We start from the raw sequence: 24,920 nt of genomic DNA on the forward strand, positions 1-24,920 counted from the left end.
GCTGTTGCTCATATATAAGCGGCATATTGCTCATATATGAGCATTTTTTTATAAATGAAAACTGAAGTATACGGATTCAATGCTCAGAAATATTGCAATTGCATGTTTAAAAAAATGAAGGAAAGAAACACAAAATGGCATTACCTTTGCTTAAGTTAAATGTAGCATATATGCTTAACAAATAAAATTTGCTATAGGAGGTATGTCATAATGATCTTTGGAGTTTTGAAAGACATAAAAAAACATGAGTACAGGGTAATAGCAACTCCTGCTGAAGTATCAACCATTACAAAAGACGGTCATAAAGTACTGGTACAGAAAAATGCCGGTGCTAAAGCAGGATTTTCTGATGAGGAGTACATCAAAGCAGGAGCAGAAATAGTCGATACTATGGAAGAAATATATGAAAGGTGTGATTTTGTAGCTAAAGTTAAGGAAATCGAACCAATTGAATATGATCTGCTTAGAGAAGGACAAATCATTTTTACTTGTATTCATCCGGCGGCTCATAGGGAAGAAGTACAGGCTCTTCTTGACAAAAAGGTTATTGCTTTCACAGCTGAGGATTCCCATAGATATGGATCCCCTAACTGCGAAGCTGCCGGTAAAATAGGTGCCTTTGTTGGATTAGAGTCACTTCTTACCATTAATGGAGGATGCGGTAAATTTGTTTGCGGTCTCGCAGGGGCACCAGGTATAAAAGCTTTAATACTGGGAGGAGGGGTAGTAGGAAAGAATGCTCTGCAGGTTCTTCATTCTTTAGGCGCATGGGTGACTGTCATGGATATCAATGTTGGTACGCTGAGAGAGATTGAAAGAATGTACAACGGAAAGGTCAATACGGAATTTTCCACTAGATATAATATTGAGAAATTACTTCCGGAAATTGACTTATTAATCAATAGCGTAAAATGGCCTAAAGACAGCAAAGAGTTCCTGATCGACAGAAACATGGTAAGAAAAATGCATAAAGGTTCAGTAATTGTGGACATAAGTAACGATTATGGAGTGATAGAAACATTCCATGAAACAACTTTAGACAATCCCAGATATATTGAAGAAGGTGTAGTACATTATTGTGTCAGCAATATACCTTCACTGATTGCTCAATCAACATCCATTGCATATGCGGCTTCAGTATTACCTCATATAAGGAATATAATGAATCTTGGTATAGAAGAAGCATGCATTAGAGATGGATTCCTGAGAAGAAGTCTTACAGTATATAAAGGATATTTGACACATGAAGAAACAAGCGCAATACAGAATAGACCGTGGATCAGACCTGAGGATATATTAAAAATAGCCGACAAGAAATTGGATCCGGCACCACCTGCAACAGTAACCAGATCAAACAATTTCATAACTCTATAAAATCTATTAATAAAATAGCAATGATATGAAAGGAGATCGACATGGAAGCAGTAAACATGGGCATATTATCTTTAGTGCCTGCATTATTAGCTATAGTTTTATCTTTTGTAGCAAGAAACACTATTTTTGCTTTAGCAGTCGCATGCATTGTCGGCACGCTTTTAGCAGGTCAAGGGATAATGGGATTTCCCACATTACTAAAAACAAGCTTAGGTACAACCGATTTCTCATGGGTTATGTTACTGAACACATTTGTAGCAATTTTAGTTGCATGTTTTAGAAAGACAGGTGCAATACAAGGATTTACCCAGTATATTGAAAGCAAGCAATTAAGCAGATGAGCAGTGCAGATAGTTGCCTGGTTTTTAGGTATATTCGTATATTTTAGCGATTCTTTTAGCCCGCTGTTTGTCGGTACCACTATGAGAGGTATAGCCGACAAAGCCAGAGTATCAAGAGAAAAATTATCCTACATAGCGGATTCCGGAGCAGCACCTGTCAGCGTATTGGTTCCTATTACAGGTTGGGCAGCCTATTTAAGCGGTTTAGCAATCGGTATTGGTTCTATAGCCACTCAGGAAGATGCTATGAGATTATTTATTCATGCAATACCTTTGAACTTTTATGCGGTATTTACGGTAATATTTGTAGGATTAATAGCGGCCGGCATTATCAAGGATTTTGGGCCTATGAAGAAAGCCGAAGATAGAGCCATAAATGAAGGAAAGGTACTAAGAGACGGAGCTAATCCACTAATCGGTAAGGAATTGACTGAAATGGAAGCTTATCCGGGTATTAAACCAAGGGTATTTTTGAATTTCATACTTCCTGTAATAATGATTATGACTATTGCAATGGGTACTTATTTTACGATGAAATCAGCAAAGACCATGGAAGCATTCCTATTCGTCACCATATTTATGGTCATCAGCATGTATATACAGGGAATTCCTTTTAAAGAGATTATGAAGACTATTGATGACGGAATAAAAGGCGCAGTTCCTGCTGTTTCAATTTTGGCTTTAGCTTACTCTGTAAATAACATAAGCAAGACTATGGGAACTGCAGATTATATAGTTTAAATAAGCAAGGGAATACTAAGTCCACAATTGTTACCGGCAATAATTTTTGTAATCGCTGCTATAATATCTTTTGCAACAGGGTCATCTTGGGGAACTTTTGCAATTTGTATGCCTATAGCATTACCCTTAGCATTTACTTTCACAGGCGGAGAAGCAACATTATTAGTATCTGCTTGCTTTGCTGCTGTAGCAGGTGGCGGAGTATTCGGAGACCATTGTTCTCCATTGTCTGATACAACAATACTGGCTTCAACCGGATCCGCAGCAGACCATATAGACCATGTTAAAACACAATTGCCATATGCTCTTGTATGTGGAGCGGTTGCAGTGATAGGATACTTGATACTAGGCTTTATGAGCATATAAGAAAAGGGCCATCGGAGATTGTCTCCGGTGGCCCTTGAATTTTTATTAGTATGTGAGAATAGACTAAATGTTATCGAAACAATATCATATGGTGTTTTATATTACTTATCTGGAAAAGAAGAAGAATTATCCCAAAGTTACTTTCCTGGCCTTATTCTAGCACTTCTCCTTATAGAATTCTAACAGTACAAGATTATAAGCTTGTTTGTTGTGCTTGTAACTGATATTGGCAATAGCAAAATTATTTTGCGCAATTTCTTTGATACTCACGATATAAGAAAAGCCTCCTTTGGAATCAATTGGAATAACCAATTAAGCCTTTCTTGAAATGCTTTTATGAAAAATGTAAATTATAGATTTATACTTTTCTATAATTATAAAAAGAGCTACAAAATTGTAGCTCTTTTCTTTTAACATATGTTCCAATATTATCTCTTTGAGAATTGTGGTGCTCTTCTTGCTTTCTTTAAGCCGTATTTCTTTCTTTCCTTCATTCTTGGGTCCCTTGTCAAGAAACCAGCTTTCTTTAATATCGGTCTCAATGCCTTATCTGCTTCCAACAAAGCTCTTGATATACCATGTCTTATTGCACCGGCTTGGCCTGTATAACCTCCGCCTCTTACATTTGCAATTACATCAAATTTATTCAATGTATTTGTTAAAACCAATGGTTGTCTTGTTATCAGCTTAAGGGTTTCCATTCCGAAATAGTCATCGATGTTTCTACCATTTATAATTATCTTACCGTCTCCTGGTACTAATCTTACTCTGGCTACAGCGTGTTTTCTTCTGCCTGTACCATAATACTGAACTTTCGCCACAACTACTTCCTCCTTCCTAAATTAAATATCAAGCTCGAGCAATTCAGGTTTTTGTGCCTGATGTTCATGTTCCGAACCTTTATATACTTTTAATTTTCTGAACATCTTTCTGCCCAGACTGTTATGAGGAAGCATGCCTCTAACTGCTTCTTCTATAGCTCTTTCAGGTTTTGAAGCCATTAGATTTCTGTATGGAGTCTCCTTCAATCCTCCTGGATAGAGTGAGTGCTTTCTATACATCTTCTGATCCAATTTCTTTCCTGTAAGAACCACTTTATCTGCATTTATTATAATAACAAAATCACCTGTATCTACATGGGGTGTATATATAGCTTTATGTTTTCCTCTTAAAATTTTCGCAACTTCACTGGCCAATCTTCCAAGGACCTTGCCTTCAGCATCTATAACATACCATTTTCTCTGAACATCTTCGGTCTTTGCCATAAATGAGTTCATCCCGATACCTCCTTGTACTTGTAATACTAATACTTATTATATATCTAAATCTAACGCAAACGAACCTTCAAAGGCACAAGTTTCAAATCCCACCTAGAAACATAAGAGCCTTCGAAGCTCCAATAATTTCTGTCTATCATTAAATGTTGTCCATACCTAGATCCGGGGCAGTGGATCATAAATAAGCAACACTAATATTCTAATACAATGAACCTAGTGTGTCAATATGCAATTGACAATAGCCCTAGTCATAGAACACTTTTTCCAGGCATAATCCATGGGGAGGAAAAGTTATTCCTGCCAATTTTCTGTCACCTTTTCTGATTATATCCGGAATATCCTTGCTGTTCAGCTTGCCTATACTTGCATATACAATAGTACCTGTTATTATTCTAACCATATTGTACAAAAATCCGTTTCCATGGTAAAAGATTTTTATGAAATCTTCCTTTTCTTCAATATCGATGCTATAAATAGTTCTCACTGTGTTAACTACATTGCTCCCTGCTGCCATAAACGCTCTAAAATCATGTGTGCCTATAAAGGACTCCGCTGCCTTTTTCAATTCCTGAATATCAATTTGCTTGCCATAGTTCACATGATATACATAGTTACGCATTATGGCAGGTGGAAATAGACCTCTATGTATAGTATAGCTGTATATTTTTGATTTAGCATCATATCTTGAGTGAAAATCGAGGGAAACTTCTTCTGATTCTTTTACAACAATATCCTCTTGCAAAACCGAATTCAGAGCCCATGCAAATTTATCAGCCGGTATTTTGCTTGTGGTAATAAAGTTTGCAGTTTGCCCTTTGGCATGAACCCCTGCATCTGTCCTACCAGCACCTATAAGGTTCACATATTCCCCTGTTATCTTTTTTATGGCTTTCTGTATTTCTTCTTGAATTGATGGGGCATTTTTTTGTGTTTGCCATCCACTATAGTTTGTTCCATCATATTCGATAATTATTCTTATATTTCTCATATTACCGCATACCTGCTCCACAGTACGGCAGCCATGAAAATTACCGTAATGATAATTGCTACATAATCTCTGCGTTCTATCATCAATTGCTTCATTCTGGTTCTGTTTTCTCCACCTCTGTAGCATCTGGCTTCCATAGCCAAAGCTAATTCGTCGGCTCTTCTAAAGGCGCTTATGAAAAGGGGTACAAGCAATGGAACCATCGCTTTGGCCCGGCTTATTATATTTCCTGTTTCAAAGTCAGCTCCTCTAGCCATTTGGGCTTTCATAATCTTATCGGTTTCTTCCAGCAGTGTTGGTATAAATCTCAGTGCAATGGTCATCATCATAGCAAGTTCATGAGCAGGAACTCCTACCTTCTTTAATGGATTTAATAGCTTTTCTATGCCATCGGTCAATGATATTGGAGATGTGGTAAGAGTTAATAAAGAAGCTCCTGTTATAAGAAATATGAGTCTTAAAGCCATAAATCCGGCCTGTATCAGACCTTCCTTTGTGACCTTAAGTTTCCATATGGTATATATAACTTCCCCTTCTGTCATAAAAATATTCAATGCAACAGTAAGGAGTATTATGATTATTAACGGCTTGAGTCCCTTAAAAAGTTGCTTAACGGGAATTTTTGAAAAGTAGACTGCCATTGCCATAAATCCAATTATAAACAAGTATCCAAAAAACTTATTCACTAGAAACAATGCAGCAATGAAAGTAAAGGTTATTACTATTTTCACTCTTGGGTCCAAATTGTGGACAGGTGTATCACCGGGTATATATTGTCCTATTGTTATATCCTTAAGCATCTTTCTTACCTCTTAATACTTCTATAATAGCCTTTTTTGCTTCTTCTACAGATATGCAGTCTTCTATTGGGAAACCCTTCTTTCTCAGTTCCCTTATGAGATATGTCACTTGAGGGACTCCTAGGCCGATTCTCTCCAAAGTTTCTGCTTCCTTAAATATTTTTTTGGGAGTATCATAGAATTGAATCCTTCCTTTATTCATTACAATTATCTTATCTACCAACTTGGCTATGTCTTCCATACTGTGAGATACAAGTATAATAGTCAGCTTTTCTTTTTCATGAAGCAGTTTTATTTGATTGAGAATTTCATCCCTTCCTTTTGGATCCAGACCTGCCGTAGGTTCATCCAGTATCAAAACCTTCGGCTTCATGGCTAATACGCCTGCTATGGCCACCCTTCTTTTTTGGCCTCCACTGAGATCAAAAGGAGATTTATCCTTTACTTCTTCATATTTTAATCCCACTAATTCAATAGAAGACCTTACCCTTTTTTGAATTTCTTCTTCACTGAGCTTTAGATTTACAGGTCCAAATGCTACATCCTTATATACCGTCTCTTCAAATAGCTGGTGTTCAGGATATTGAAACACCAATCCTACTTTTTGTCTTATTAGCTTTAATGTCACTTCTTTAGAGTTGATATCTAAATCATCTATATATATATGTCCTGATGTGGGTTTAAGCAATCCATTCAGGTGTTGTATAAGTGTTGATTTTCCTGAGCCTGTATGTCCAATAAGACCTATGAATTCACCGTCTTCAATGGTGAAGGATACATTGTCCAAGGCAACATGCTGAAATGGAGTATCTTTCGAATATATGTGGGTTAAATTTTCTACTTTAATCGACATAGCTCCACCACCATTTCATCAACAGTTAGAATGTCATTGGGAATGTTTATTCCCTCATCTGCAAGCAAATGAGCAAGCTCAGTTACCTGCGGCACATCAAGACCAAGGGCTTTTATCTCATCTACCTTTGAAAATACTTCTTTTGGTGTACCTTCCATCACCACATGCCCTTCTTCCATTACATATATTCTGTCGGCATTAACGGCTTCATCCATGTAATGGGTTATGAGTACAATGGTTATTTTTTCTTCCTTGTTGAGCTTCTTTATTGTTTCAATTACTTCTTTACGACCTGATGGATCGAGCATGGCAGTGGGCTCATCCAGTATGATGCAACGAGGTTTCATTGCCAATATGCCTGCTATGGCAACTCTTTGTTTTTGACCTCCTGATAAAAGATGAGGACTATGTTTCCTATACTCAAACATGCCAACAGTGAGTAGAGCCTCATCTACCCTCTTTCTTATTTCTTCAGGTTTTACTCCGAGATTTTCGGGACCAAAGGCCACATCTTCCTCTACTATTGTAGCAACTATTTGGTTATCAGGATTCTGAAAGACCATGCCTGCATTCTGTCTTATATTCCACAAATTTTTTTCATCTTTGGTGTCCATACCATTTATATAAATTGTCCCGTCATAAGGCAGAAGCAATGCATTAAGATGCTTGGCAAAAGTGGATTTACCTGAGCCATTATGTCCTAGTATGGCTACGAATTCTCCCTCTTTTATTTCAATATTTATACCTTTTAAAGCAAAAATGTCTTTTCCTTCTTGATTAGTGTATTTGTATGTAACATTCTCGGCTTTTATCATTCCTTTAATACCCTCTTTATTAATATAAGGTTCAGAGTAGAGGAAATAGAGTAATAACTCTACCCTCAAACTATGAACCGGACTTCATTTTGCAGAGCAAAACACTAGTCAAATCCATACAGACATTAACCATCATTAAAAAATATTTGATTTTATATTAAAAACTCAAAACGGTTATACTATTGTAAAGTTCTAATTCAAAAAACATGGGACTAAGCATATACTTAATCCCCCAGCCCCTTTATATTAAACTAGTTCCAATAATACTATTTCTGCACCGTCTCCACGTCTGGGAGCTACCTTAAGTATTCTGGTGTATCCACCATTCTTGTCTTTATATTTTGGTGCAATTTCATCAAATAGCTTCTTTACTACATCTTCTTTGTTAATATATGCTAATGCTTGACGCCTAGCATGCAGGTCCCCTCTTTTTCCAAGGGTAATCATTTTTTCTGCTATGCTTTGAGCCTCTTTAGCTCTTGTGCCTGTAGTCATGATTTTATCATGCTCAAGCAATGCAGTAACTAGATTTCTCAGCATTGCTTTTCTTTGATCGCTAGTGCGTCCCAGCTTTCTATATCCTGCCATGACTATACCTCCTTATCGCTTAATCGTCACTTGGTTTTAAGCTTAAGCCTAGTGCCTCGAGCTTCTGCTGAACTTCTTCAAGAGATTTCTTACCCAGATTTCTTACCTTCATCATATCTTCTTCGGTTCTCTGAGTTAGTTCTTCTACAGTATTGATACCGGCTCTCTTTAAGCAGTTGAAAGACCTTACAGACAAATCGAGTTCTTCTATGGTCATTTCTAATACCTTGTCTCTCTTGTCTTCTTCCTTTTCAACCAGGATTTCAACATCTCCCACATGATCTGTCAGGGTGATGAATAGATTCAGATGCTCACTTAATATCTTTGCTCCCAGGCTGGCAGCTTCATCTGGGCTAATAGCTCCATTAGTCCAGATTTCAAGGGTAAGTTTATCATAGTCCGTTCTGTTTCCTACACGAGTATTTTCCACACTGTAATTTACTTTTTTCACCGGTGTGAAAATAGAGTCTACAGGTATAATACCGATAGGTTGATTGGGCTGTTTATTTCTATCGGCAGTTACATAACCCCTACCCTTTTCTACAGTCATTTCCATATATAATCTGCTGCCTTCGTCTAAAGTGGCAATGTGCAAATCAGGGTTTACTATTTCAATATCCGGGTCCGCAATTATATCTGCTGCTGTAACTTCTACTTTGCCCTGTGCATCAATTTTTATAATCTTACTGCCGTCTCCATGCATCTTTAAGGCAAGGTTCTTAATATTGAGTATTATTTCTACAACATCTTCTACAACACCAGGTATTGTTGAAAATTCATGCAGAACTCCATCAATCTTAACCTGAGTTACCGCGGCACCGGGAAGAGAAGAAAGAAGAATTCTTCTCAATGAATTGCCAAGGGTAGTTCCATTGCCTCTTTCCAAAGGCTCTACAACAAACTTACCGTATTTTGAGTCCTCTGACATTTCCACACATTCAATTCTAGGCTTTTCTATCTCTATCATCCTATTAAAACCCTCCTTATATTACCTACTACATTATTTTGAGGGTAACTGATTCTAATTTTATTACTTAGAGTACAACTCTACAATTAGATGTTCTTCTATTGGTAAATCTATATCTTCTCTTGTTGGAAGTGATATAACTCTTGCTTCCATCATTTCAGCATTAACAGACAACCATTGTGGCGCTGTCTTAGCAGCAGCGGCTTCAGCCAAAGCTTTGAACTTTTCTGTTCCTTTGCTGTTCTCTTTAACTGCGATTAAATCATTAACATCTACTTGATAAGATGGAATATTTACTTTCTTTCCATTTACAGTAAAGTGTCCATGTCTTACAAGCTGTCTTGCTTCATTTCTTGAATCACCGAAGCCCATTCTGTAAACTACATTGTCAAGTCTTCTTTCAAGAAGCGTAAGCAAGTTTTCACCTGTTACACCCTTCATTCTTTCAGCTTTTTCAAAGTACAATTTGAATTGGTTTTCTAATATGCCATATATTCTTCTAACTTTCTGCTTTTCTCTCAACTGTACACCATAGTTAGAAAGTTTTTTCTTGTTTTGTCCATGCTGACCTGGAGCATAATTTCTCCTTGCTATTGCACATTTGTCAGTATAGCATCTATCACCTTTAAGATAAAGCTTCATGCCTTCTCTTCTGCATTGTCTGCATGCTGGACCAGTATATCTAGCCACTAATCACACCTCCTGTTATTATACTCTTCTACGTTTTGGCGGTCTGCAACCATTGTGTGGTATAGGAGTTACATCCTTTATCATACTAACTTCGAGACCTGCAGCCTGTAATGATCTGATGGCAGCTTCTCTACCTGCTCCTGGACCTTTAACATATACTTCAACTGTTTTCAGCCCATGTTCCATAGCTGCCTTAGCAGCTGCTTCTGCAGCCATCTGAGCAGCAAAAGGTGTGCTCTTCTTTGAGCCTCTGAATCCAAGTGATCCGGCACTGGACCAGGCTAATGCATTACCTGCTGCATCAGTTAGAGTCACTATTGTATTATTAAATGTTGATTGAATATGGGCTGCTCCCTTCTCAACATTCTTTCTTTCTCTTCTCTTTCTTGTTCTTTTAGCCTTTGGCTTTGCAACCATTTGATTATACCTCCTTTTCTTAGGAAATCATACTACTTCTTTCTCTTTACACCTACAGTTCTCTTTGGACCTTTTCTTGTTCTAGCATTTGTCTTTGTTCTCTGGCCTCTTACTGGAAGACCTCTTCTATGACGGATTCCTCTGTAGCAACCTATTTCCATCAACCTCTTGATGTTTAGAGCAATGTCTCTCTTCAGGTCACCTTCAACTTTATAGTTCTTATCTATTACTTCTCTTAATCTTCCTATTTCAGCTTCTGTAAGGTCTTTAACCCTTGTATCAGGATTAACACCTGCTTCGGCTAAGATCTTGTTTGATGTTTTTCTACCAATACCATATATATATGTGAGGCCTATTTCTACTCTCTTCTCTCTAGGTAAGTCAACACCGGCGATTCTTGCCATTAATCTTTACACCTCCAACTGTATGTTAAATCTAATATATAAAAACCTACTAAGGGCATCCGTTAGGATGCAGCCGCTCCCTTAGAAAGATTTTAACCTTGTTTTTGCTTGTGCTTTGGATTTTCGCAGATAACCATAACTCTGCCTTTTCTTTTTATAATTTTGCATTTTTCGCAAATTGGTTTAACCGATGGTCTAACTTTCATTTTAAACCCTCCTTGATCATTTACCGCGCCATGTGATTCTGCCCCTAGTCAGATCATAGGGCGATAGTTCAACTGTTACTTTATCTCCGGGTAATATTCTAATGAAATTCATTCTTAATTTACCTGATATATGAGCCAGAACCTGATGTCCATTTTCCAGCTCTACCATAAAATTAGCATTTGGCAATGCTTCTACAACCTTGCCCTCAACTTCTATTACATCTTGTTTAGACATAAGGTAATCAAACCTCCTGTTCCTTTTTACTTAAAAGAGTTAAATAATCTCTGATCTCAAAGTCTTCAATTCTCTTATTGGAAAGTAGCTTTTCTTTTATGGAATTTGCTACAATACCGGTAGGCTTAAGGTGTTTAACCTTCTTTTTCTTAGGTTTAGTCACCTTTCTTAAGTCCCCATCTGAAATATAGACATAGTTATCATCTATTATACTAAGTACGATGAACTTTCTTCCTTCATCTCTTCCAGCAACAGAATAGACTACTTGACCAGGCTGCAAATTTTGCATTCCAATCACCTCATCTATAACTTAGTCAATATTTCAGGACCGTTGGCAGTTATAACAATTGTATTTTCATAATGAGCCGACAGGCTTCCATCAGCAGTAACTACTGTCCATCCATCGGAAAGTGTTTTTACATGATACTTCCCAGCATTTATCATTGGCTCAATAGCCAGCGTCAGCCCTGCCGTCAGTCTGGGTCCTCTATGAGGAAGTCCGTAGTTAGGTACTTGAGGTTCCTCATGCATATTCTTTCCTATGCCGTGACCTACAAGAGCCCTTACTACAGAAAATCCATTGGATTCTACATGAACTTGTATTGCATGAGATATATCGTAAAGCCTATTTCCTTCATAAGCCTTTTCCAAACCGGCAAAGAAGCTTTCTTCTGCAACCTTTATCAGTCTCTTAGCTTCTTCAGAGCAATTACCAACTTCATAGGTTCTTGCAGCATCACCGCAATAACCACCATAATAGGCTCCTACATCCACCCCTACAATGTCTCCTTCCTTCAGAACCCTAGGGCCCGGTATTCCATGCACTACTTCCTCATTAACTGAAGTACACACACTGGCAGGGTAACCTTGATATCCCAGAAAGGCAGGTATAGCTCCGTTTTTTCTGATATATTCTTCTGCCAGTTTATTTATCTCTTTAGTAGTAATGCCAGGTTGGATTACCTCTTTCAATTTTTCGAGAACCTCTGCAACTATTCTTCCTGCGGTTCTCATTATTTCAATTTCTCTATTTGACTTAATATACATAGGCTACTCCAAAGCTTCACAGATTTTTGCAAATACTGCATCAGTATCCGCTTCACCGTCTATGGTCTTCAACATACCTTTTTTTGTATAGTAATCAATAAGAGGTTGAGTTTGATTCTTGTATACATCCAATCTATTCTTTACAGTTTCTATTTTATCATCTTCTCTTGTGTAAAGCTCACCACCACATGCATCACAAACGCCTTCCTGTTTTGGCTTGTTGAATTTGGAATGGTAAGTTGCTCCACATTTTCTGCATACAAGTCTTCCAGTAAGTCTGTCTATTAATACTTCATCTTTAACTTCTATATTTATAACACCATCCAGCTTCAAGCCAAGCTTGTTCAGCTCAGCTTCTAAGGCATCGGCTTGCTCTACAGTCCTTGGAAAACCATCCAGCAAAAATCCTTTCTGGCAGTCATCTTCCATAAGTCTTGTCTTTACTATGTCAACCACCAGTTCATCAGGCACTAAAAGACCTTTATCCATATATTCTTTCGCTTTTAGGCCTAACTTAGTCTGCTCTTTCAAATTTTTTCTGAATATGTCGCCTGTGGATATATGTGGTATATTGTATTTTTCCACCAATCTTACAGCCTGTGTGCCTTTTCCGGCTCCAGGGGGGCCTAATAATACAATTCTCATTTTCATACATCTCCAATCTGTAATTACTTCAAGAAGCCTTGATAGTTTCTCATTATCATTTGGGCTTCTATTTGTTTAACAGTTTCCATGGCGACACTTACAACTATAAGCAATGAAGTGCTTCCAAAGGATATATTTATATTAGTAAATGTTGTCAGGAATATAGGGAATATAGCTATTAAAGCTAAGAAAATGGCTCCTACCAAAGTAATCCTTGACAAAGATCTTTGAATAAAGTCGGCAGTGGGTTTTCCAGGTCTTATTCCAGGAATAAATCCACCATATTTCTTTATGTTATTTGCTACTTCAATAGGATTGAATGTAATTGCTGTATAGAAGTAAGTGAAACCAATTATGAGCAGCGCATATAGTATTCCATGGAGCCATGATCCCCATGCAAAGTATTTAGTGAAAAATCTATATGCAGCACTGCCTGGGAAGAATCCTGCTATCTGCTTTGGAAATTCAATTATTGACATTGCAAATATTACAGGTATTACTCCTGCCTGGTTCACTTTTAATGGAATATGTGAGCTCTGCCCACCATACATTTTTCTTCCTACTACTCTCTTTGCATATTGTACCGGTATTCTTCTTTCTCCTTCTTGAATAAGTACAACTGCCATGATTATTAGTATAGCTACTATAACAAAGAGTATTAACTCAATAAGTGATGCTGTCTTTGCTTTATATAATTGTATCAACTTACCTGCTCCAGTAGGAATTCTAGAAACTATACCTGCAAATATGATAAGAGATATACCATTTCCTACTCCCTTGTCGGTTATAAGTTCTCCCAACCACATTAAGAAAGCTGTTCCTGCGGTTAGTGACAAAGCAACTAGAGTTATAGAGATAAAATCAGTTTTGATAAGGTATGCCTTTAAGCCGATACTTAAAGCTACGGCTTGTATCAAGGCTAATACAACTGTTGCATATCTTGTGTATTGTGCAATTTTCTTTCTTCCTTCTTCTCCCTCTTTTGCAAGAGCTTCGAGGCTTGGTATAGCGATAGTAAGCAACTGCATTATGATAGAGGCGTTAATATACGGTGTTATTCCCATTGCAAAGATTGCAAAATTAGCAAATGCTCCACCAGAAATCACATCAAAGAAGCTCAGCAATCCTCCCGATTGGATAAAGGCTGCAAGAGCATCCGTGTTCATTCCCGGCACTGGAATAAAACTCCCCAATCTGAAAACCACAAGCATTAAAAGGGTGAATGTCATCCTTTTTCTGAGATCCGGTATCTTCCACGCATTTCTAAGAATATTAAACACCTTAAATCACCTCTACCTTTCCTCCTGATGCTACGATCTTCTCCTCAGCTGCTTTACTAAATTTATTGGCTTTAACGGTTAATTTCTTAGTTATTTCTCCATTGCCTAGTATTTTGATGCCGCTTTTTTCCGCTTTAACTAATCCTGCTTTTTTCAACTCTTCAGGAGTGACTACAGCACCGTTTTCAAAAATATCTAAATCACAAACATTTACTACAGCATACTCTTTTCTGAATATGTTTGTAAAGCCGACCTTAGGAAGTCTTCTATATAATGGCATCTGACCGCCTTCAAAACCTATTCTTACGCCGCCACCAGAACGAGCACCCTGTCCTTTTTGTCCTCTTCCTGCTGTCTTACCCTGACCGGTAGCTGTTCCCCTGCCTAATCTCTTCCTCTTTTTTGTAGAACCTTCAGCAGGTCTCAATTCATGTAATTTCATGGCTGTTACACCTCCTTACTATATTTCCTCTACGTCTAACATGAATGATATTTTGTTTATCATACCTCTTATTTGAGGTGTATCTTCATGTTCAACTACGCTATTTAACTTTTTCAAACCTAATGCTTTTACTGTATCGATTTGGTCTTGCTTTCTGCCTATTGTGCTCTTTATAAGCTTTATTCTAATTTTAGCCAAGGTACTTCCCCCCTAACCTAGTATCTCTTCCACTGTTTTTCCTCTAAGTTCGGCAACTTCTTCTGCCGTCTTAAGGGATGAGAGGCCCTGCATAGTAGCATTAACCATGTTTCTAGGATTATTTGATCTTAATGATTTTGTTCTTATATCTCTTATACCTGCTAACTCAAGAACTGTTCTTACAGGACCACCTGCTATAACTCCTGTACCTTCTGCAGCAGGTTTCAAAAGTACTCTTCCTGAACCTGACTTTCCGATTACTTCATGTGGTATTGTAGTACCAACAACAGGCACCTTTATCAGATTTTTCTTGGCATCTTCAATACCTTTTCTTATTGCATCTGGAATTTCTATTGATTTCCCAGTTCCTACTCCAACATGGCCATTTCCATCTCCAACAACAACTATTGCGCTGAATCTAAAGTTTCTTCCACCTTTAACAACTTTAGCAACTCTGTTTATGGCAACAACCTTTTCCTTCAGGTCTAACTTGCTGGCATCAATTGGCTGCATTTAATTCCCTCCTTATCATTAAAATTCAAGCCCTGCTTCTCTAGCTGCATTGGCAAGTTCTAAAACTCTGCCGTGATAAATATATCCACCTCTGTCGAAAACAACTTTCTTTATTCCCTTTTCTTGAGCTTTTTTAGCTATCAATTCACCAACGGCTTTTGCAGCTTCTTTGTTTCCGCCATATGCTAATTTTTCTTTTAATTCCTTATCAAGAGTTGAAGCAGCAACTAATGTAACTCCTGCTTCATCATCTATTATTTGCGCATATATATTTTTAAGACTCCTGTAGACATTGAGTCTCGGTCTTTCAGCAGTTCCAAAAACCTTTGTTCTAACCCTGTAATGCCTTTTCTTTCTAAGGTCATTCTTACTGGTCTTTGTAATCAATCTGAGTCACCTCTTTCCATTATTTCTTACCTGTTTTACCTTCTTTACGTCTTATGTGCTCATCGCTGTATTTAATACCTTTGCCTAGATATGGCTCAGGTTCTCTAGTTGCTCTGATATTAGCTGCATGGATGCCTACCAACTCTTTATCAATTCCTTTTACCACAATTTTATTTGGTGCAGGAACTTCAGTTGTAACACCTTCAGGATCAACAAATTCTACAGGGTGAGAGTAACCTATTGTTAAAGTTAGTTTGTTTCCTTGCTTTGCAGCTCTGTATCCAACTCCGTTAATTTCAAGAGTTTTTTCGAATCCTTTCGTTACTCCTTCCACCATATTGTTGATTAGAGCCCTTGTGAGTCCATGCAATGCTCTGTGTTCTTTTTCATCTGTTGGTCTCTTTACTGTAATAACCCCGTTTTCGATTTCTATTATCATATCTTTATGAAACTGTTTTTTAAGTTGTCCTTTAGGTCCTTTTACAGTCAATGCATTATTTCCATCTATCTTTACCTCAACTCCCTGAGGAATTGTTATAGGCATTCTACCTATTCTAGACATTTTTCCACCTCCTGTTATGAAGATCTGCTACCATACATAGCAAAGTACTTCTCCGCCCAAACCTTCTTGTCTGGCCTTCTTGTCTGTCATGATTCCCTTTGAAGTTGATATTATAGCTATGCCTAAGCCGCCTAATACCTTGGGAACTTCATCTTTCTTCGCATAAACCCTTAATCCGGGTTTGCTGATTCTCTTTAATCCTGTTATAACTTTGCCTTTGTTGGCTGTATATTTCAATGTTATTCTGATTATACCCTGTCCACCATCGTCAATTATTTCAAAGCCTTTTATATACCCTTCTTCTAATAGAATTTCGGCTAAGGCTTTCTTTATATTTGATAAAGGAACATCTACTGTCTGATGTTTTACAGTATTGGCGTTCCTTATTCTTGTTAGCATATCAGCAATTGGATCGCTTATAACCATATTTCTTACCTCCTTTACGATAACGCTTACCAGCTGGCTTTTTTCACTCCTGGTATCTGTCCTTTATAGGCTAATTCTCTGAAACATATACGGCAAATGCCAAATTTTCTTAAGTATCCGTGGGGTCTGCCGCAAATTTTGCATCTGTTATAAGCCCTGGTAGAGAATTTCGGAGTTCTTTGTTGCTTTAATATCATTGATTTTTTTGCCACATTCGTCCCTCCTATCCACTAATTTGCAAAAGGCATTCCGAGAAGTCTGAGAAGTTCTCTTGCTTCTTCATCAGTCTCTGCAGTTGTTACAAAGATGATATCCATACCTCTGATTTGATCTACTTTATCGTAATCGATTTCCGGGAAAATCAATTGTTCTTTTACACCTAATGCATAGTTGCCTCTACCGTCAAATGATTTTGTTGATACTCCTCTGAAGTCTCTAACTCTAGGTAATGCCACATTAAAGAGTTTATCAACGAATTCATACATTCTGTCTCCCCTTAATGTAACCTTAGCACCTATATTCATACCTTTTCTAACCTTAAAAGCAGCAACTGACTTTTTAGCTTTTATTACTATCGGTTTCTGACCTGCTATCAATGCTAACTCTGATACAGCAGCATCTAAAGCCTTTGCATTATCTTTAGTATTGCCCAAACCCATGTTTATAACAACTTTTTCTAATTTGGGTGTTTGCATTACATTTTTATATTGAAACTTCTGCATTAAAGCAGGAGCTACTTCGTTCACATATTTATCTTTAAGTCTAGCCAATTAATATACCTCCTTTCAGAGCCTTTTATTTATCCAATATATCGCCGCAGCTCTTGCAGTATCTTACTTTTGATCCGTCCTGTAGAATTCTTTTGCCTATTCTTACGCCTTTTTTACACTTATCGCACCAAAGCATAACCTTTGAAGCAAATATTGGTGATTCCTGATGTATAATTCCACCCTGCTGAAGATTTTGGGATGGTTTCTTATGCTTAGTGCTCATGTTTACGCCTTCTACAATAACTTTACCATCCTTTGGCAACGCTACAAGAACCTTTGACTTTTTTCCTTTATCCTTACCAGAGATTACAACTACTGTATCTCCCTTTTTAACGTGTAGTTTCTTCTTTTCCATGACGACACCTCCTTTAGAGCACTTCCGGTGCTAAGGAAATGATCTTCATAAAATCTTTTTCTCTTAGCTCCCTTGCAACGGGTCCGAAAATACGAGTTCCTCTTGGTTGTTTGTCATCTTTTATTATTACAGCTGCATTTTCATCAAACTTAATATAGCTGCCATCTGGTCTTCTTAATCCCTTCTTGCTTCTTACAATAACGGCCTTAACTACATCACCTTTTTTAACAACACCACCTGGTGTTGCGTCTTTAACAGAAGCAACAATTATATCTCCAATGTTTCCATACTTTCTTAATGAACCGCCTAATACACGGATGCACAATAGTTCCTTTGCGCCTGAATTGTCTGCTACCTTTAAACGCGTTTCTTGCTGAATCATATAAAACCCTCCTTTCGGAAATTACTTTGCTCTTTCTATTATTTCAACAAGTCTCCATCTTTTTTCTTTGCTCAACGGTCTTGTTTCCATTATTAAAACTCTATCGCCAACTTTGCATTCGTTGTTTTCATCATGAACTTTAAACTTTGTAGTCCTTTTAATGGACTTTTTATAAAGCGGATGACGAACCAACGTCTCAATGGCGACTACAATTGTTTTATCCATCTTATCGCTTACGACTTTACCAATTCTAGTCTTCCTGTTACTTCTTTCCACGGAACTTGCCTCCTCTCAACTATTTGTTCTCTACAGCCTTGAGTTCCTTTTCCCTGAGAATAGTCTTTATTCTAGCTATGTTTTTCTTTACTTCTCTTACTCTCATAGGATTTTCCAACTGACCTGTGGCCATCTGGAATCTCAAATTAAAAAGTTCACCTTTTAGTTCTAAAAGCTTCTGTTCGAGTTCATTTGATGACATTTCTCTGATCTTATTAGCCTTCATTACCTTCACCCACTTCCTCAGTTTCCTGACGGGTTACGAATTTGCACTTTACGGGCAACTTGTGCATAGCCAATCTTAAAGCCTCTCGTGCAACCTCCTCGGACACACCCGCAATTTCAAATAATACTCTACCCGGTTTTACTACCGCAACCCAGTACTCTGGTGAACCTTTACCTGAACCCATACGAGTTTCAGCAGGTTTTTCTGTAACTGGCTTATCAGGGAATATCTTTATCCAAACCTGACCGCCTCTTTTTATATATCTTGTCATAGCTACTCTGGCAGCCTCTATCTGGTTGCTTGTTATCCAAGCTGGCTCTAAAGACATCAAACCATACTCTCCGTATGTTACCTTGTTACCTCTTGTTGCCTTACCTGCCATAGTGCCTCTCATTTGCTTACGACGTTTTACTCTTTTTGGCATTAACATATTATTCTACTCCTCCTTCCTCAACTACTTTTTTAGCTTCTGGAAGTACCTCCCCTTTATATATCCAAACCTTAACACCTATTCTTCCGTAGGTAGTGTGAGCTTCCGCAAAGCCATAGTCAATGTCTGCTCTTAAAGTTTGTAGCGGAATTGTACCTTCTCTGTACCATTCACTTCTAGCTATTTCAGCTCCTCCAAGTCTTCCGGAGGTCATAGCCTTGATTCCCTTAGCTCCGGCTCTCATAGTTCTTTGCATTGCTTGCTTCATTGCTCTTCTGAATGATATTCTCTTCTCCAACTGAGCTGCAATATTTTCTGCAACCAATTGAGCATCAAGCTCTGGTACTTTGATTTCTGTTATATTTATTGATACACTCTTATTGTTAGTAAGCTTTTCAACTTCTTTTCTAAGAGACTCAATGCCAGCTCCGCCTTTACCGATTACCATTCCAGGCTTTGCTGTATTTATGTTTATTCTAACCTTATTGGCTGTTCTCTCGATTTCTATTCTTGATACACCTGCAGAAAACAGCTTATTCTTCAGGTATTTTCTAATTTTATTATCTTCTATTAAAAGGTCCGAGAATTCCTTGTCACCTGCGTACCATTTAGAATCCCAGTCCTTGATTATGCCCACTCTAAGTCCATGTGGATTTACCTTTTGGCCCACTAATAATCCCCTCCTTCTTTATTCCTTTTCTTTAACAACAAGTGTTATATGACTAGTCCTCTTAAGTATTCTAACACCGCGTCCTTTTGAAGCCGCTCTGAATCTCTTAAGGGTAGGTCCTTGAGTTGCGTAGGCCTCAGAAATATATAACTTATCAACATCCATGTTGTGATTGTTTTCAGCGTTTGCAATTGCTGACTTCAACAGTTTTTCCAATATTGGAGATGCAGCTTTTGGTGTATGCTTTAATATTGCAAAAGCTTCACCCACTTTTTTACCTCTTATCAAGTCAATTACAATATTAACTTTTCTAGAGGATATTCTCACATATCTTGCCACTGCTCTTGCTTCCACAGGATATACCTCCTTCCGTAATAGCTTATTTATTTAAGTGCTGTTGATCTTTCAGTATGATCTCCATGTCCTCTGAATGTTCTGGTAGGTGCGAATTCTCCGAGCTTATGTCCTACCATGTCTTCAACAATGTAAACAGGAACATGTTTTCTACCATCATGAACAGCAATAGTATGCCCTACCATCTCAGGAAAAATCGTGGAGCTTCTTGACCAAGTTTTGATGACAGTCTTTTTGCCAGATTTATTCATCTCAATTATCTTCTTTAATAGTTTCTCATCAACATAAGGCCCCTTCTTAACAGATCTACTCATTAATTTGCCTCCTTCCTGACTATTATGTTGCGTGCTGCGTGCTAGTTACTCATCTAACTCGCAGCTGGCAACCCATATACTAAACAATTATTTTTCATTTCTTCTCTTAACGATGAATTTAGTTGATGCTTTTTTCTTATCTCTTGTCTTATAACCAAGAGCTGGTTTACCCCAAGGAGTTAATGGTCCAGGTCTTCCTATAGGTGACTTACCTTCACCACCACCATGAGGATGGTCTACCGGGTTCATTACGGAACCTCTCACTGTAGGTCTTATTCCCATGTGTCTCTTTCTTCCAGCTTTTCCTATGCTAATGATTTCATGATCAAGATTTCCTACCTGGCCAATAGTCGCTTTGCATTCTAATCTTATCAATCTTACTTCGCCGGATGGAAGTCTTACTTGGGCATAATCGCCTTCTTTAGCCATAAGCTGGGCTGCGTTTCCTGCGGCTCTAACCAACTGACCGCCTTTACCGGCCTTTAATTCAATATTGTGAACAAAAGTACCAACAGGTATATTTCTCAAAGGTAATGCATTACCAACCTTTATATCTGCATTCTCAGAAGATATTACTGTATCTCCTACCTTTAATCCATGAGGTGCTATAATGTATCTCTTTTCACCATCAACATAGTGCAATAATGCTATATTTGCTGTTCTGTTTGGATCATATTCTATAGCTGCAACTTTAGCTGGGATATCAATCTTATCCCTTTTAAAGTCGATTATTCTATATTTTCTCTTATGTCCACCACCTTGATGTCTAACTGTTATCTTTCCATAATTGTTTCTTCCCGCTTTGCTCTTTAAAATCTGAATCAAAGATCTTTCCGGTTCTGTTTTTGTTATTTCTTCAAATGTTGAAACCGTCATAAATCTTCTTGCGGGAGAAGTTGGTTTATACTTTTTTATCGCCATATTAATTCTCCTCCTGTTTCAAGCGGTAATTATCGGCGACCGCTTCCTTATTTTCGCATTTTCAATTCAAGGCATTTGTTCTAGTGTTCTAGATTATAATCCTTCAAAGAATTCAATTGATTTGCTGTCTGGGGTAAGCTTAACGATGGCTTTCTTATAGTTGGGCCTTCTTCCTTCATATCTGCCCATTCTTTTCATCTTACCCATCATTCTGATTGTATTTACTTTTTCAACTTTTACCTTGAATATTTCCTCTACTGCTGCCTTTATTTGATGCTTATTAGCATTTATATCTACAATAAAGGTGTATTTTTTGTCTGCCATTTCATTCATGCTTTTTTCTGTAATAACAGGTCTTCTTATAATATCGTAGGCATTCATTATTCGTACACCTCCTCAACTTTCTCAACAGCAGATTTTGTTATGATAAATTTGTCATATTTGAGAATATCATATACATTAAGTGTATTAACCAAAGAAGTCTTTACACCCGGTATGTTTCTAGCAGATTTTTCTACATTTTCATTTTTCTCTGCCAAAACTATCAAAGCCTTTGAATCAACTTTCAAGTTCTGAAGCATGTTCACAACTTGCTTTGTCTTTGGAGCTTCAAAGTTCAGATCATCCAAAACAATGATGTTGTTCTCATTAACTTTGGAGCTTAAAGCAGATTTCATAGCTAGTCTTCTTATCTTCTTTGGTACTGTGTATCTGTAAGATCTTGGCTTTGGAGCAAACACGATACCTCCATGAGTCCATTGAGGTGACCTGATACTACCATGTCTTGCTCTTCCTGTACCTTTTTGTCTCCAGGGTTTGATTCCGCCACCGCGTACTTCTGCTCTAGTAAGAGCTGATTGGGTTCCTTGTCTTCTATTAGCTAAAAGCATTTTTACAACCTGATGCATGGCTTCAACATTTACATTTACGCCAAATATACTATCTTTTAAGTCAATATCGCCCACCTGCTGTCCAGCTATATTATATAACGCTACCTTAGGCATAGCACTTCCTCCTTTCTCACCGTTATTGTGCCTTCACTGAGTCTTTTATCATGACTAGTGAACCTCTTATTCCAGGTACTCCGCCTTTTACAAGGATATAGTTCTTTTCTGCATCTACCTTCACAACTTCAAGATTTTGTACTGTTGTATTTTCGTTACCCATTCTTCCAGGTAATTTCTTACCTTTGAATGTTCTTGACGGATCTGAAGATGCACCCATGGAACCAGGAGCTCTGTGGAACTTGGAACCATGTCTCATTGGTCCTCTATGTCCATTGAATCTCTTAATGGTACCTGCTGTACCTTTACCTTTGGAAACACCGCTTACGTCAACTTTGTCTCCTTCTGCAAATATGTCAGCTTTTATTTCTTGTCCTACTTCATAAGACTCAGCATTATCAAGTCTGAATTCTCTTAAGTATCTCTTAACTGCAACTTTTGCTTTTGCAAAGTGACCTTTCAATGGTTTGTTTACTTTCTTCTCGTCTCTATCTTCATAGCCTACCTGAATTGCTGAATAACCATCATTTTCAACTGTCTTTTTCTGAACCACCACATTGGGTCCTGCTTGAATAACGGTTACCGGAATGGCCTTTCCATCTTTATCGAAAATTTGTGTCATTCCAACTTTTTTTCCTAAAATCGCTTTCTTCATCATTACACCTCCATAATTTACAGAGGACCGAATCTTTCGGTCATACTAAATCATAATCATTGCTATCATTTCTTTATTAAAGCTTTATTTCTATATCTACACCGGCAGGTAAATCCAATCTCATCAATGCGTCTACAGTTTTAGGTGTAGGGCTCAATATGTCAATCAGTCTTTTATGAGTTCTTATTTCAAACTGCTCTCTTGAATCCTTATATTTGTGAACAGCTCTCAATATGGTTATTACCTCTTTTTGAGTTGGAAGGGGTACTGGACCTGAAACCTTCGCACCTGTTCTCTTAGCAGTTTCTACAATCTTTTGAGCTGATTGATCAATTAGATTGTGATCAAATGCCTTTAATCTGATTCTGATTTTTTGTTTTGCCATTTTATTTCCCTCCTTTTCATCGCACGCGCCTATTTTACTCACGTACAACCGCTTACTGTGGTACACTAATCCGGGTGTGTTCTATTTTTTTATTTAGTGTACTCCCCAAAGTACACCACAGCAGAGTCGCCCGAATTCTGGATTCAGACACTACTCAGCAAGAATTTACCAAGGCAACTTGCAACCTCTTGCCTCATCGCATGCTTGTATCTACAACTATTTTATTTTAAACTATTTTTGCTGTTTTGACAACAATTATTATTAGTTTTTCAGCATTTTTTTAATAATAAATAACATAGTTCTAGAGCTCAGTTAAAACTGAACTCTAGAATCTTTAAACAGGGACATTCTGCACAGCAATTAATCTTTACTGGGGAATGTCCCTAAATTTAAATTATTCTATTATAGTAGCAACAGCACCTGCTCCTACTGTTCTTCCGCCTTCTCTTATAGCGAATCTTAATCCTTCTTCAATTGCTATAGGAGTTATTAGCTTTATTGTCATTGTTACGTGGTCGCCAGGCATGCACATCTCTACTCCTTCTGGAAGTTCGATTACGCCTGTAACGTCTGTTGTTCTGAAGTAGAACTGTGGTCTGTATCCTTTAAAGAATGGTGTGTGTCTTCCACCTTCTTCTTTTGTCAATACGTATACCTGCGCTGTAAAGTGTGTATGTGGCTTTATTGTTCCTGGCTTTGCCAATACCTGGCCTCTCTCTATTTCTGTTCTCTGAATACCTCTTAACAATACTCCTATGTTGTCTCCTGCTTCTGCCTGGTCAAGAAGCTTTCTGAACATTTCTACTCCTGTTATTACTGTTTGTCTTGGTGTGTCGTTCAATCCTACGATTTCTACTGTATCCTGTACCTTTACTGTTCCTCTTTCTACTCTTCCTGTTGCAACTGTTCCTCTTCCTGTGATGGAGAATACGTCTTCTACAGGCATCAAGAATGGTTTGTCTGTTGCTCTCTCTGGTGTTGGAATGTAGTTGTCTACTTCCTTCATCAATTTATGGATTGCTCCGCACCACTGGCAGTCTTCGCTTCCGCATCCGCATTCCAAAGCCTTTAATGCTGATCCTGGAACGATTGGTGTGTCATCTCCAGGGAATTCATATTCATTTAATAGTTCTCTTACTTCCATTTCAACTAGCTCGATGAGCTCTGCATCGTCTACCATGTCTACTTTGTTTAAGAATACTACAATGTATGGTACGCCAACCTGTCTTGATAGCAGTATGTGCTCTCTTGTCTGTGGCATTGGACCATCAGCTGCTGATACAACAAGTATAGCTCCGTCCATCTGAGCTGCTCCTGTGATCATGTTCTTTACATAGTCAGCGTGTCCTGGGCAGTCAACGTGTGCATAGTGTCTTGTTGCTGTCTCATATTCAACGTGAGCTGTGTTGATTGTGATTCCTCTTTCTTTTTCTTCTGGTGCTTTGTCTATCTCATCATATCTTGTTGCTGTTGCTCCGCCAAATTTTGATAGCACTGTTGTTATTGCTGCTGTCAATGTTGTTTTACCATGGTCAACGTGTCCAATGGTTCCTATGTTTACATGGGGTTTGGTTCTTTCAAATTTAGCCTTTGCCATTTCTTATCTTTTCCTCCTT

General features: G+C 37.9%; 42 protein-coding genes and 1 pseudogene. 4 read left to right on the forward strand and 39 right to left on the reverse strand.

Annotated elements, in window-relative coordinates:
• Positions 1-210: 210 nt before the first annotated feature.
• The 4 genes and pseudogenes from BUB48_RS06505 (at position 211) to BUB48_RS18050 (ending at position 3,005) form a co-directional block, all read left to right on the forward strand.
• Positions 211-1,374: an alanine dehydrogenase gene (locus BUB48_RS06505; protein ID WP_073025435.1), complete on the forward strand. Its 1,164-nt coding sequence runs from the start codon at positions 211-213 to the stop codon at positions 1,372-1,374.
• 41 nt (positions 1,375-1,415) lie between these two features.
• Positions 1,416-1,715 (forward strand): hypothetical protein, encoded by a 300-nt coding sequence (locus BUB48_RS18305; protein WP_207648322.1) that lies wholly within the window; start codon positions 1,416-1,418, stop codon positions 1,713-1,715.
• An 81-nt stretch (positions 1,716-1,796) separates the two neighbouring features.
• A pseudogene (locus BUB48_RS18505) lies at positions 1,797-2,822 on the forward strand (Na+/H+ antiporter NhaC family protein).
• A 27-nt stretch (positions 2,823-2,849) separates the two neighbouring features.
• Positions 2,850-3,005 carry a hypothetical protein gene (locus BUB48_RS18050; protein WP_175548377.1) on the forward strand — a complete coding sequence of 52 codons (156 nt, stop codon included), beginning with the start codon at positions 2,850-2,852 and terminating at the stop codon, positions 3,003-3,005.
• 245 nt (positions 3,006-3,250) lie between these two features.
• On the opposite strand, the gene rpsI is transcribed toward BUB48_RS18050, so the two are convergent.
• The 39 genes from rpsI to tuf all read right to left on the reverse strand — a co-directional run bounded on the left by rpsI (position 3,251) and on the right by tuf (position 24,901).
• Positions 3,251-3,643, reverse strand: coding sequence for a 30S ribosomal protein S9 (rpsI, locus tag BUB48_RS06515; protein WP_073025436.1), 393 nt, complete (start codon positions 3,641-3,643; stop codon positions 3,251-3,253).
• A gap of 21 nt (positions 3,644-3,664) precedes the next feature.
• Positions 3,665-4,099 carry a 50S ribosomal protein L13 gene (gene rplM / locus BUB48_RS06520; RefSeq protein WP_073025437.1) on the reverse strand — a complete coding sequence of 145 codons (435 nt, stop codon included), beginning with the start codon at positions 4,097-4,099 and terminating at the stop codon, positions 3,665-3,667.
• A 244-nt stretch (positions 4,100-4,343) separates the two neighbouring features.
• Complete coding sequence (gene truA / locus BUB48_RS06525) at positions 4,344-5,087, reverse strand: tRNA pseudouridine(38-40) synthase TruA (RefSeq protein ID WP_073025438.1); 744 nt, start codon at positions 5,085-5,087, stop codon at positions 4,344-4,346.
• On the reverse strand, positions 5,084-5,887 hold the full coding sequence (locus tag BUB48_RS06530; RefSeq protein ID WP_073025439.1) for an energy-coupling factor transporter transmembrane component T family protein: 804 nt from the start codon (positions 5,885-5,887) through the stop codon (positions 5,084-5,086). Before BUB48_RS06530 ends, truA begins: the two co-directional genes overlap by 4 nt.
• Positions 5,880-6,740, reverse strand: a complete 861-nt coding sequence (locus BUB48_RS06535) for an energy-coupling factor transporter ATPase (protein ID WP_073025440.1) — start codon at positions 6,738-6,740, stop codon at positions 5,880-5,882. The genes BUB48_RS06530 and BUB48_RS06535 overlap by 8 nt, the downstream gene beginning before the upstream one ends.
• A complete protein-coding gene (locus tag BUB48_RS06540; RefSeq protein WP_073025441.1) occupies positions 6,725-7,555 on the reverse strand; it encodes an energy-coupling factor transporter ATPase in 831 nt (276 codons plus the stop codon). Before BUB48_RS06540 ends, BUB48_RS06535 begins: the two co-directional genes overlap by 16 nt.
• 246 nt (positions 7,556-7,801) lie before the next feature.
• Positions 7,802-8,143: a 50S ribosomal protein L17 gene (rplQ, locus tag BUB48_RS06545; RefSeq protein WP_073025442.1), complete on the reverse strand. Its 342-nt coding sequence runs from the start codon at positions 8,141-8,143 to the stop codon at positions 7,802-7,804.
• 19 nt (positions 8,144-8,162) lie between these two features.
• Entirely contained in the window at positions 8,163-9,110 is a 948-nt protein-coding gene (locus BUB48_RS06550) for a DNA-directed RNA polymerase subunit alpha (RefSeq protein WP_073025443.1), read from the reverse strand.
• 63 nt (positions 9,111-9,173) lie between these two features.
• Positions 9,174-9,800, reverse strand: a complete 627-nt coding sequence (gene rpsD / locus BUB48_RS06555) for a 30S ribosomal protein S4 (RefSeq protein WP_073025444.1) — start codon at positions 9,798-9,800, stop codon at positions 9,174-9,176.
• An 18-nt stretch (positions 9,801-9,818) separates the two neighbouring features.
• On the reverse strand, positions 9,819-10,217 hold the full coding sequence (gene rpsK / locus BUB48_RS06560) for a 30S ribosomal protein S11 (protein WP_073025445.1): 399 nt from the start codon (positions 10,215-10,217) through the stop codon (positions 9,819-9,821).
• A gap of 32 nt (positions 10,218-10,249) precedes the next feature.
• Positions 10,250-10,621, reverse strand: coding sequence for a 30S ribosomal protein S13 (gene rpsM, locus BUB48_RS06565; protein ID WP_073025446.1), 372 nt, complete (start codon positions 10,619-10,621; stop codon positions 10,250-10,252).
• A 92-nt stretch (positions 10,622-10,713) separates the two neighbouring features.
• Complete coding sequence (rpmJ, locus tag BUB48_RS06570) at positions 10,714-10,827, reverse strand: 50S ribosomal protein L36 (RefSeq protein ID WP_025434559.1); 114 nt, start codon at positions 10,825-10,827, stop codon at positions 10,714-10,716.
• A 16-nt stretch (positions 10,828-10,843) separates the two neighbouring features.
• On the reverse strand, positions 10,844-11,062 hold the full coding sequence (infA, locus tag BUB48_RS06575) for a translation initiation factor IF-1 (RefSeq protein ID WP_073025447.1): 219 nt from the start codon (positions 11,060-11,062) through the stop codon (positions 10,844-10,846).
• Positions 11,063-11,069: 7 nt separating this feature from the next.
• Positions 11,070-11,351 (reverse strand): KOW domain-containing RNA-binding protein, encoded by a 282-nt coding sequence (locus BUB48_RS06580; RefSeq protein ID WP_073025448.1) that lies wholly within the window; start codon positions 11,349-11,351, stop codon positions 11,070-11,072.
• A 14-nt stretch (positions 11,352-11,365) separates the two neighbouring features.
• Positions 11,366-12,109: a type I methionyl aminopeptidase gene (gene map / locus BUB48_RS06585; RefSeq protein ID WP_073025449.1), complete on the reverse strand. Its 744-nt coding sequence runs from the start codon at positions 12,107-12,109 to the stop codon at positions 11,366-11,368.
• A gap of 3 nt (positions 12,110-12,112) precedes the next feature.
• Positions 12,113-12,754, reverse strand: coding sequence for an adenylate kinase (locus tag BUB48_RS06590; RefSeq protein WP_073025450.1), 642 nt, complete (start codon positions 12,752-12,754; stop codon positions 12,113-12,115).
• Between the two features lie 23 nt (positions 12,755-12,777).
• Positions 12,778-14,034 carry a preprotein translocase subunit SecY gene (gene secY / locus BUB48_RS06595; RefSeq protein ID WP_073025451.1) on the reverse strand — a complete coding sequence of 419 codons (1,257 nt, stop codon included), beginning with the start codon at positions 14,032-14,034 and terminating at the stop codon, positions 12,778-12,780.
• A gap of 1 nt (position 14,035) precedes the next feature.
• Entirely contained in the window at positions 14,036-14,476 is a 441-nt protein-coding gene (rplO, locus tag BUB48_RS06600) for a 50S ribosomal protein L15 (protein WP_073025452.1), read from the reverse strand.
• An 18-nt stretch (positions 14,477-14,494) separates the two neighbouring features.
• Positions 14,495-14,674, reverse strand: a complete 180-nt coding sequence (rpmD, locus tag BUB48_RS06605; protein WP_073025453.1) for a 50S ribosomal protein L30 — start codon at positions 14,672-14,674, stop codon at positions 14,495-14,497.
• A gap of 12 nt (positions 14,675-14,686) precedes the next feature.
• Positions 14,687-15,187, reverse strand: coding sequence for a 30S ribosomal protein S5 (gene rpsE / locus BUB48_RS06610; protein ID WP_073025454.1), 501 nt, complete (start codon positions 15,185-15,187; stop codon positions 14,687-14,689).
• 18 nt (positions 15,188-15,205) lie between these two features.
• On the reverse strand, positions 15,206-15,574 hold the full coding sequence (gene rplR, locus BUB48_RS06615; protein ID WP_073025455.1) for a 50S ribosomal protein L18: 369 nt from the start codon (positions 15,572-15,574) through the stop codon (positions 15,206-15,208).
• 19 nt (positions 15,575-15,593) lie between these two features.
• Positions 15,594-16,136, reverse strand: coding sequence for a 50S ribosomal protein L6 (gene rplF, locus BUB48_RS06620; RefSeq protein ID WP_073025456.1), 543 nt, complete (start codon positions 16,134-16,136; stop codon positions 15,594-15,596).
• A 27-nt stretch (positions 16,137-16,163) separates the two neighbouring features.
• Positions 16,164-16,562, reverse strand: a complete 399-nt coding sequence (rpsH, locus tag BUB48_RS06625; RefSeq protein WP_073025457.1) for a 30S ribosomal protein S8 — start codon at positions 16,560-16,562, stop codon at positions 16,164-16,166.
• Between the two features lie 26 nt (positions 16,563-16,588).
• Positions 16,589-16,774 carry a type Z 30S ribosomal protein S14 gene (locus BUB48_RS06630; protein WP_073025458.1) on the reverse strand — a complete coding sequence of 62 codons (186 nt, stop codon included), beginning with the start codon at positions 16,772-16,774 and terminating at the stop codon, positions 16,589-16,591.
• Positions 16,775-16,792: 18 nt separating this feature from the next.
• Positions 16,793-17,332, reverse strand: a complete 540-nt coding sequence (gene rplE / locus BUB48_RS06635; protein WP_073025459.1) for a 50S ribosomal protein L5 — start codon at positions 17,330-17,332, stop codon at positions 16,793-16,795.
• Between the two features lie 25 nt (positions 17,333-17,357).
• Positions 17,358-17,687 (reverse strand): 50S ribosomal protein L24, encoded by a 330-nt coding sequence (gene rplX, locus BUB48_RS06640; protein WP_073025460.1) that lies wholly within the window; start codon positions 17,685-17,687, stop codon positions 17,358-17,360.
• Between the two features lie 13 nt (positions 17,688-17,700).
• Entirely contained in the window at positions 17,701-18,069 is a 369-nt protein-coding gene (rplN, locus tag BUB48_RS06645) for a 50S ribosomal protein L14 (protein ID WP_073025461.1), read from the reverse strand.
• Positions 18,070-18,090: 21 nt separating this feature from the next.
• Positions 18,091-18,345, reverse strand: a complete 255-nt coding sequence (rpsQ, locus tag BUB48_RS06650; RefSeq protein ID WP_073025462.1) for a 30S ribosomal protein S17 — start codon at positions 18,343-18,345, stop codon at positions 18,091-18,093.
• A 19-nt stretch (positions 18,346-18,364) separates the two neighbouring features.
• Positions 18,365-18,571 carry a 50S ribosomal protein L29 gene (gene rpmC / locus BUB48_RS06655; protein WP_073025463.1) on the reverse strand — a complete coding sequence of 69 codons (207 nt, stop codon included), beginning with the start codon at positions 18,569-18,571 and terminating at the stop codon, positions 18,365-18,367.
• A complete protein-coding gene (gene rplP / locus BUB48_RS06660; RefSeq protein WP_073025464.1) occupies positions 18,561-19,001 on the reverse strand; it encodes a 50S ribosomal protein L16 in 441 nt (146 codons plus the stop codon). Before rplP ends, rpmC begins: the two co-directional genes overlap by 11 nt.
• Before the next feature lies 1 nt (position 19,002).
• Complete coding sequence (gene rpsC / locus BUB48_RS06665; RefSeq protein WP_073025465.1) at positions 19,003-19,671, reverse strand: 30S ribosomal protein S3; 669 nt, start codon at positions 19,669-19,671, stop codon at positions 19,003-19,005.
• Between the two features lie 18 nt (positions 19,672-19,689).
• The gene (rplV, locus tag BUB48_RS06670; RefSeq protein ID WP_073025466.1) at positions 19,690-20,025 is read right to left on the reverse strand and encodes a 50S ribosomal protein L22; all 336 of its coding nucleotides are present in this window, start codon (positions 20,023-20,025) and stop codon (positions 19,690-19,692) included.
• Between the two features lie 29 nt (positions 20,026-20,054).
• The gene (gene rpsS / locus BUB48_RS06675; RefSeq protein ID WP_073025467.1) at positions 20,055-20,339 is read right to left on the reverse strand and encodes a 30S ribosomal protein S19; all 285 of its coding nucleotides are present in this window, start codon (positions 20,337-20,339) and stop codon (positions 20,055-20,057) included.
• An 87-nt stretch (positions 20,340-20,426) separates the two neighbouring features.
• The gene (gene rplB / locus BUB48_RS06680) at positions 20,427-21,260 is read right to left on the reverse strand and encodes a 50S ribosomal protein L2 (RefSeq protein WP_073025468.1); all 834 of its coding nucleotides are present in this window, start codon (positions 21,258-21,260) and stop codon (positions 20,427-20,429) included.
• A gap of 93 nt (positions 21,261-21,353) precedes the next feature.
• A complete protein-coding gene (gene rplW / locus BUB48_RS06685; protein ID WP_073025469.1) occupies positions 21,354-21,641 on the reverse strand; it encodes a 50S ribosomal protein L23 in 288 nt (95 codons plus the stop codon).
• Entirely contained in the window at positions 21,641-22,264 is a 624-nt protein-coding gene (rplD, locus tag BUB48_RS06690) for a 50S ribosomal protein L4 (protein ID WP_073025470.1), read from the reverse strand. The genes rplW and rplD overlap by 1 nt, the downstream gene beginning before the upstream one ends.
• Positions 22,265-22,286: 22 nt before the next feature.
• Positions 22,287-22,919 (reverse strand): 50S ribosomal protein L3, encoded by a 633-nt coding sequence (gene rplC, locus BUB48_RS06695; RefSeq protein ID WP_073025471.1) that lies wholly within the window; start codon positions 22,917-22,919, stop codon positions 22,287-22,289.
• A gap of 76 nt (positions 22,920-22,995) precedes the next feature.
• A complete protein-coding gene (gene rpsJ, locus BUB48_RS06700) occupies positions 22,996-23,304 on the reverse strand; it encodes a 30S ribosomal protein S10 (protein ID WP_073025472.1) in 309 nt (102 codons plus the stop codon).
• 394 nt (positions 23,305-23,698) lie between these two features.
• Entirely contained in the window at positions 23,699-24,901 is a 1,203-nt protein-coding gene (tuf, locus tag BUB48_RS06705) for an elongation factor Tu (RefSeq protein WP_073025473.1), read from the reverse strand.
• Between the last annotated feature and the right edge of the window lie 19 nt (positions 24,902-24,920).

It is taken from the genome of Lutispora thermophila DSM 19022 (genome assembly GCF_900142105.1).
Classification (GTDB): Bacteria; Bacillota; Clostridia; order Lutisporales; family Lutisporaceae; genus Lutispora; species Lutispora thermophila.

Bases quoted from the DNA above. Each gene is read 5' to 3' on its own strand.
- BUB48_RS06505 (WP_073025435.1), top strand. From the start codon at position 211: ATGATCTTTGGAGTTTTGAAAGACATAAAAAAACATGAGTACAGGGTA.
- BUB48_RS18305 (WP_207648322.1), top strand. From the start codon at position 1,416: ATGGAAGCAGTAAACATGGGCATATTATCTTTAGTGCCTGCATTATTA.
- rplM (WP_073025437.1), bottom strand. From the start codon at position 4,099: ATGAACTCATTTATGGCAAAGACCGAAGATGTTCAGAGAAAATGGTAT.
- truA (WP_073025438.1), bottom strand. From the start codon at position 5,087: ATGAGAAATATAAGAATAATTATCGAATATGATGGAACAAACTATAGT.
- BUB48_RS06530 (WP_073025439.1), bottom strand. From the start codon at position 5,887: ATGCTTAAGGATATAACAATAGGACAATATATACCCGGTGATACACCT.
- BUB48_RS06535 (WP_073025440.1), bottom strand. From the start codon at position 6,740: ATGTCGATTAAAGTAGAAAATTTAACCCACATATATTCGAAAGATACT.
- BUB48_RS06540 (WP_073025441.1), bottom strand. From the start codon at position 7,555: ATGATAAAAGCCGAGAATGTTACATACAAATACACTAATCAAGAAGGA.
- rplQ (WP_073025442.1), bottom strand. From the start codon at position 8,143: ATGGCAGGATATAGAAAGCTGGGACGCACTAGCGATCAAAGAAAAGCA.
- BUB48_RS06550 (WP_073025443.1), bottom strand. From the start codon at position 9,110: ATGATAGAGATAGAAAAGCCTAGAATTGAATGTGTGGAAATGTCAGAG.
- rpsK (WP_073025445.1), bottom strand. From the start codon at position 10,217: ATGGTTGCAAAGCCAAAGGCTAAAAGAACAAGAAAGAGAAGAGAAAGA.
- rpsM (WP_073025446.1), bottom strand. From the start codon at position 10,621: ATGGCAAGAATCGCCGGTGTTGACTTACCTAGAGAGAAGAGAGTAGAA.
- rpmJ (WP_025434559.1), bottom strand. From the start codon at position 10,827: ATGAAAGTTAGACCATCGGTTAAACCAATTTGCGAAAAATGCAAAATT.
- infA (WP_073025447.1), bottom strand. From the start codon at position 11,062: ATGTCTAAACAAGATGTAATAGAAGTTGAGGGCAAGGTTGTAGAAGCA.
- BUB48_RS06580 (WP_073025448.1), bottom strand. From the start codon at position 11,351: ATGCAAAATTTGCAGCCTGGTCAAGTAGTCTATTCTGTTGCTGGAAGA.
- map (WP_073025449.1), bottom strand. From the start codon at position 12,109: ATGTATATTAAGTCAAATAGAGAAATTGAAATAATGAGAACCGCAGGA.
- BUB48_RS06590 (WP_073025450.1), bottom strand. From the start codon at position 12,754: ATGAGAATTGTATTATTAGGCCCCCCTGGAGCCGGAAAAGGCACACAG.
- rplO (WP_073025452.1), bottom strand. From the start codon at position 14,476: ATGAAATTACATGAATTGAGACCTGCTGAAGGTTCTACAAAAAAGAGG.
- rpsE (WP_073025454.1), bottom strand. From the start codon at position 15,187: ATGCAGCCAATTGATGCCAGCAAGTTAGACCTGAAGGAAAAGGTTGTT.
- rplF (WP_073025456.1), bottom strand. From the start codon at position 16,136: ATGTCTAGAATAGGTAGAATGCCTATAACAATTCCTCAGGGAGTTGAG.
- rpsH (WP_073025457.1), bottom strand. From the start codon at position 16,562: ATGGTTATAAGCGATCCAATTGCTGATATGCTAACAAGAATAAGGAAC.
- rplX (WP_073025460.1), bottom strand. From the start codon at position 17,687: ATGGAAAAGAAGAAACTACACGTTAAAAAGGGAGATACAGTAGTTGTA.
- rplN (WP_073025461.1), bottom strand. From the start codon at position 18,069: ATGATTCAGCAAGAAACGCGTTTAAAGGTAGCAGACAATTCAGGCGCA.
- rpmC (WP_073025463.1), bottom strand. From the start codon at position 18,571: ATGAAGGCTAATAAGATCAGAGAAATGTCATCAAATGAACTCGAACAG.
- rplP (WP_073025464.1), bottom strand. From the start codon at position 19,001: ATGTTAATGCCAAAAAGAGTAAAACGTCGTAAGCAAATGAGAGGCACT.
- rpsS (WP_073025467.1), bottom strand. From the start codon at position 20,339: ATGAGTAGATCTGTTAAGAAGGGGCCTTATGTTGATGAGAAACTATTA.
- rplB (WP_073025468.1), bottom strand. From the start codon at position 21,260: ATGGCGATAAAAAAGTATAAACCAACTTCTCCCGCAAGAAGATTTATG.
- rplW (WP_073025469.1), bottom strand. From the start codon at position 21,641: ATGAATGCCTACGATATTATAAGAAGACCTGTTATTACAGAAAAAAGC.
- rplD (WP_073025470.1), bottom strand. From the start codon at position 22,264: ATGCCTAAGGTAGCGTTATATAATATAGCTGGACAGCAGGTGGGCGAT.
- rplC (WP_073025471.1), bottom strand. From the start codon at position 22,919: ATGAAGAAAGCGATTTTAGGAAAAAAAGTTGGAATGACACAAATTTTC.
- rpsJ (WP_073025472.1), bottom strand. From the start codon at position 23,304: ATGGCAAAACAAAAAATCAGAATCAGATTAAAGGCATTTGATCACAAT.
- tuf (WP_073025473.1), bottom strand. From the start codon at position 24,901: ATGGCAAAGGCTAAATTTGAAAGAACCAAACCCCATGTAAACATAGGA.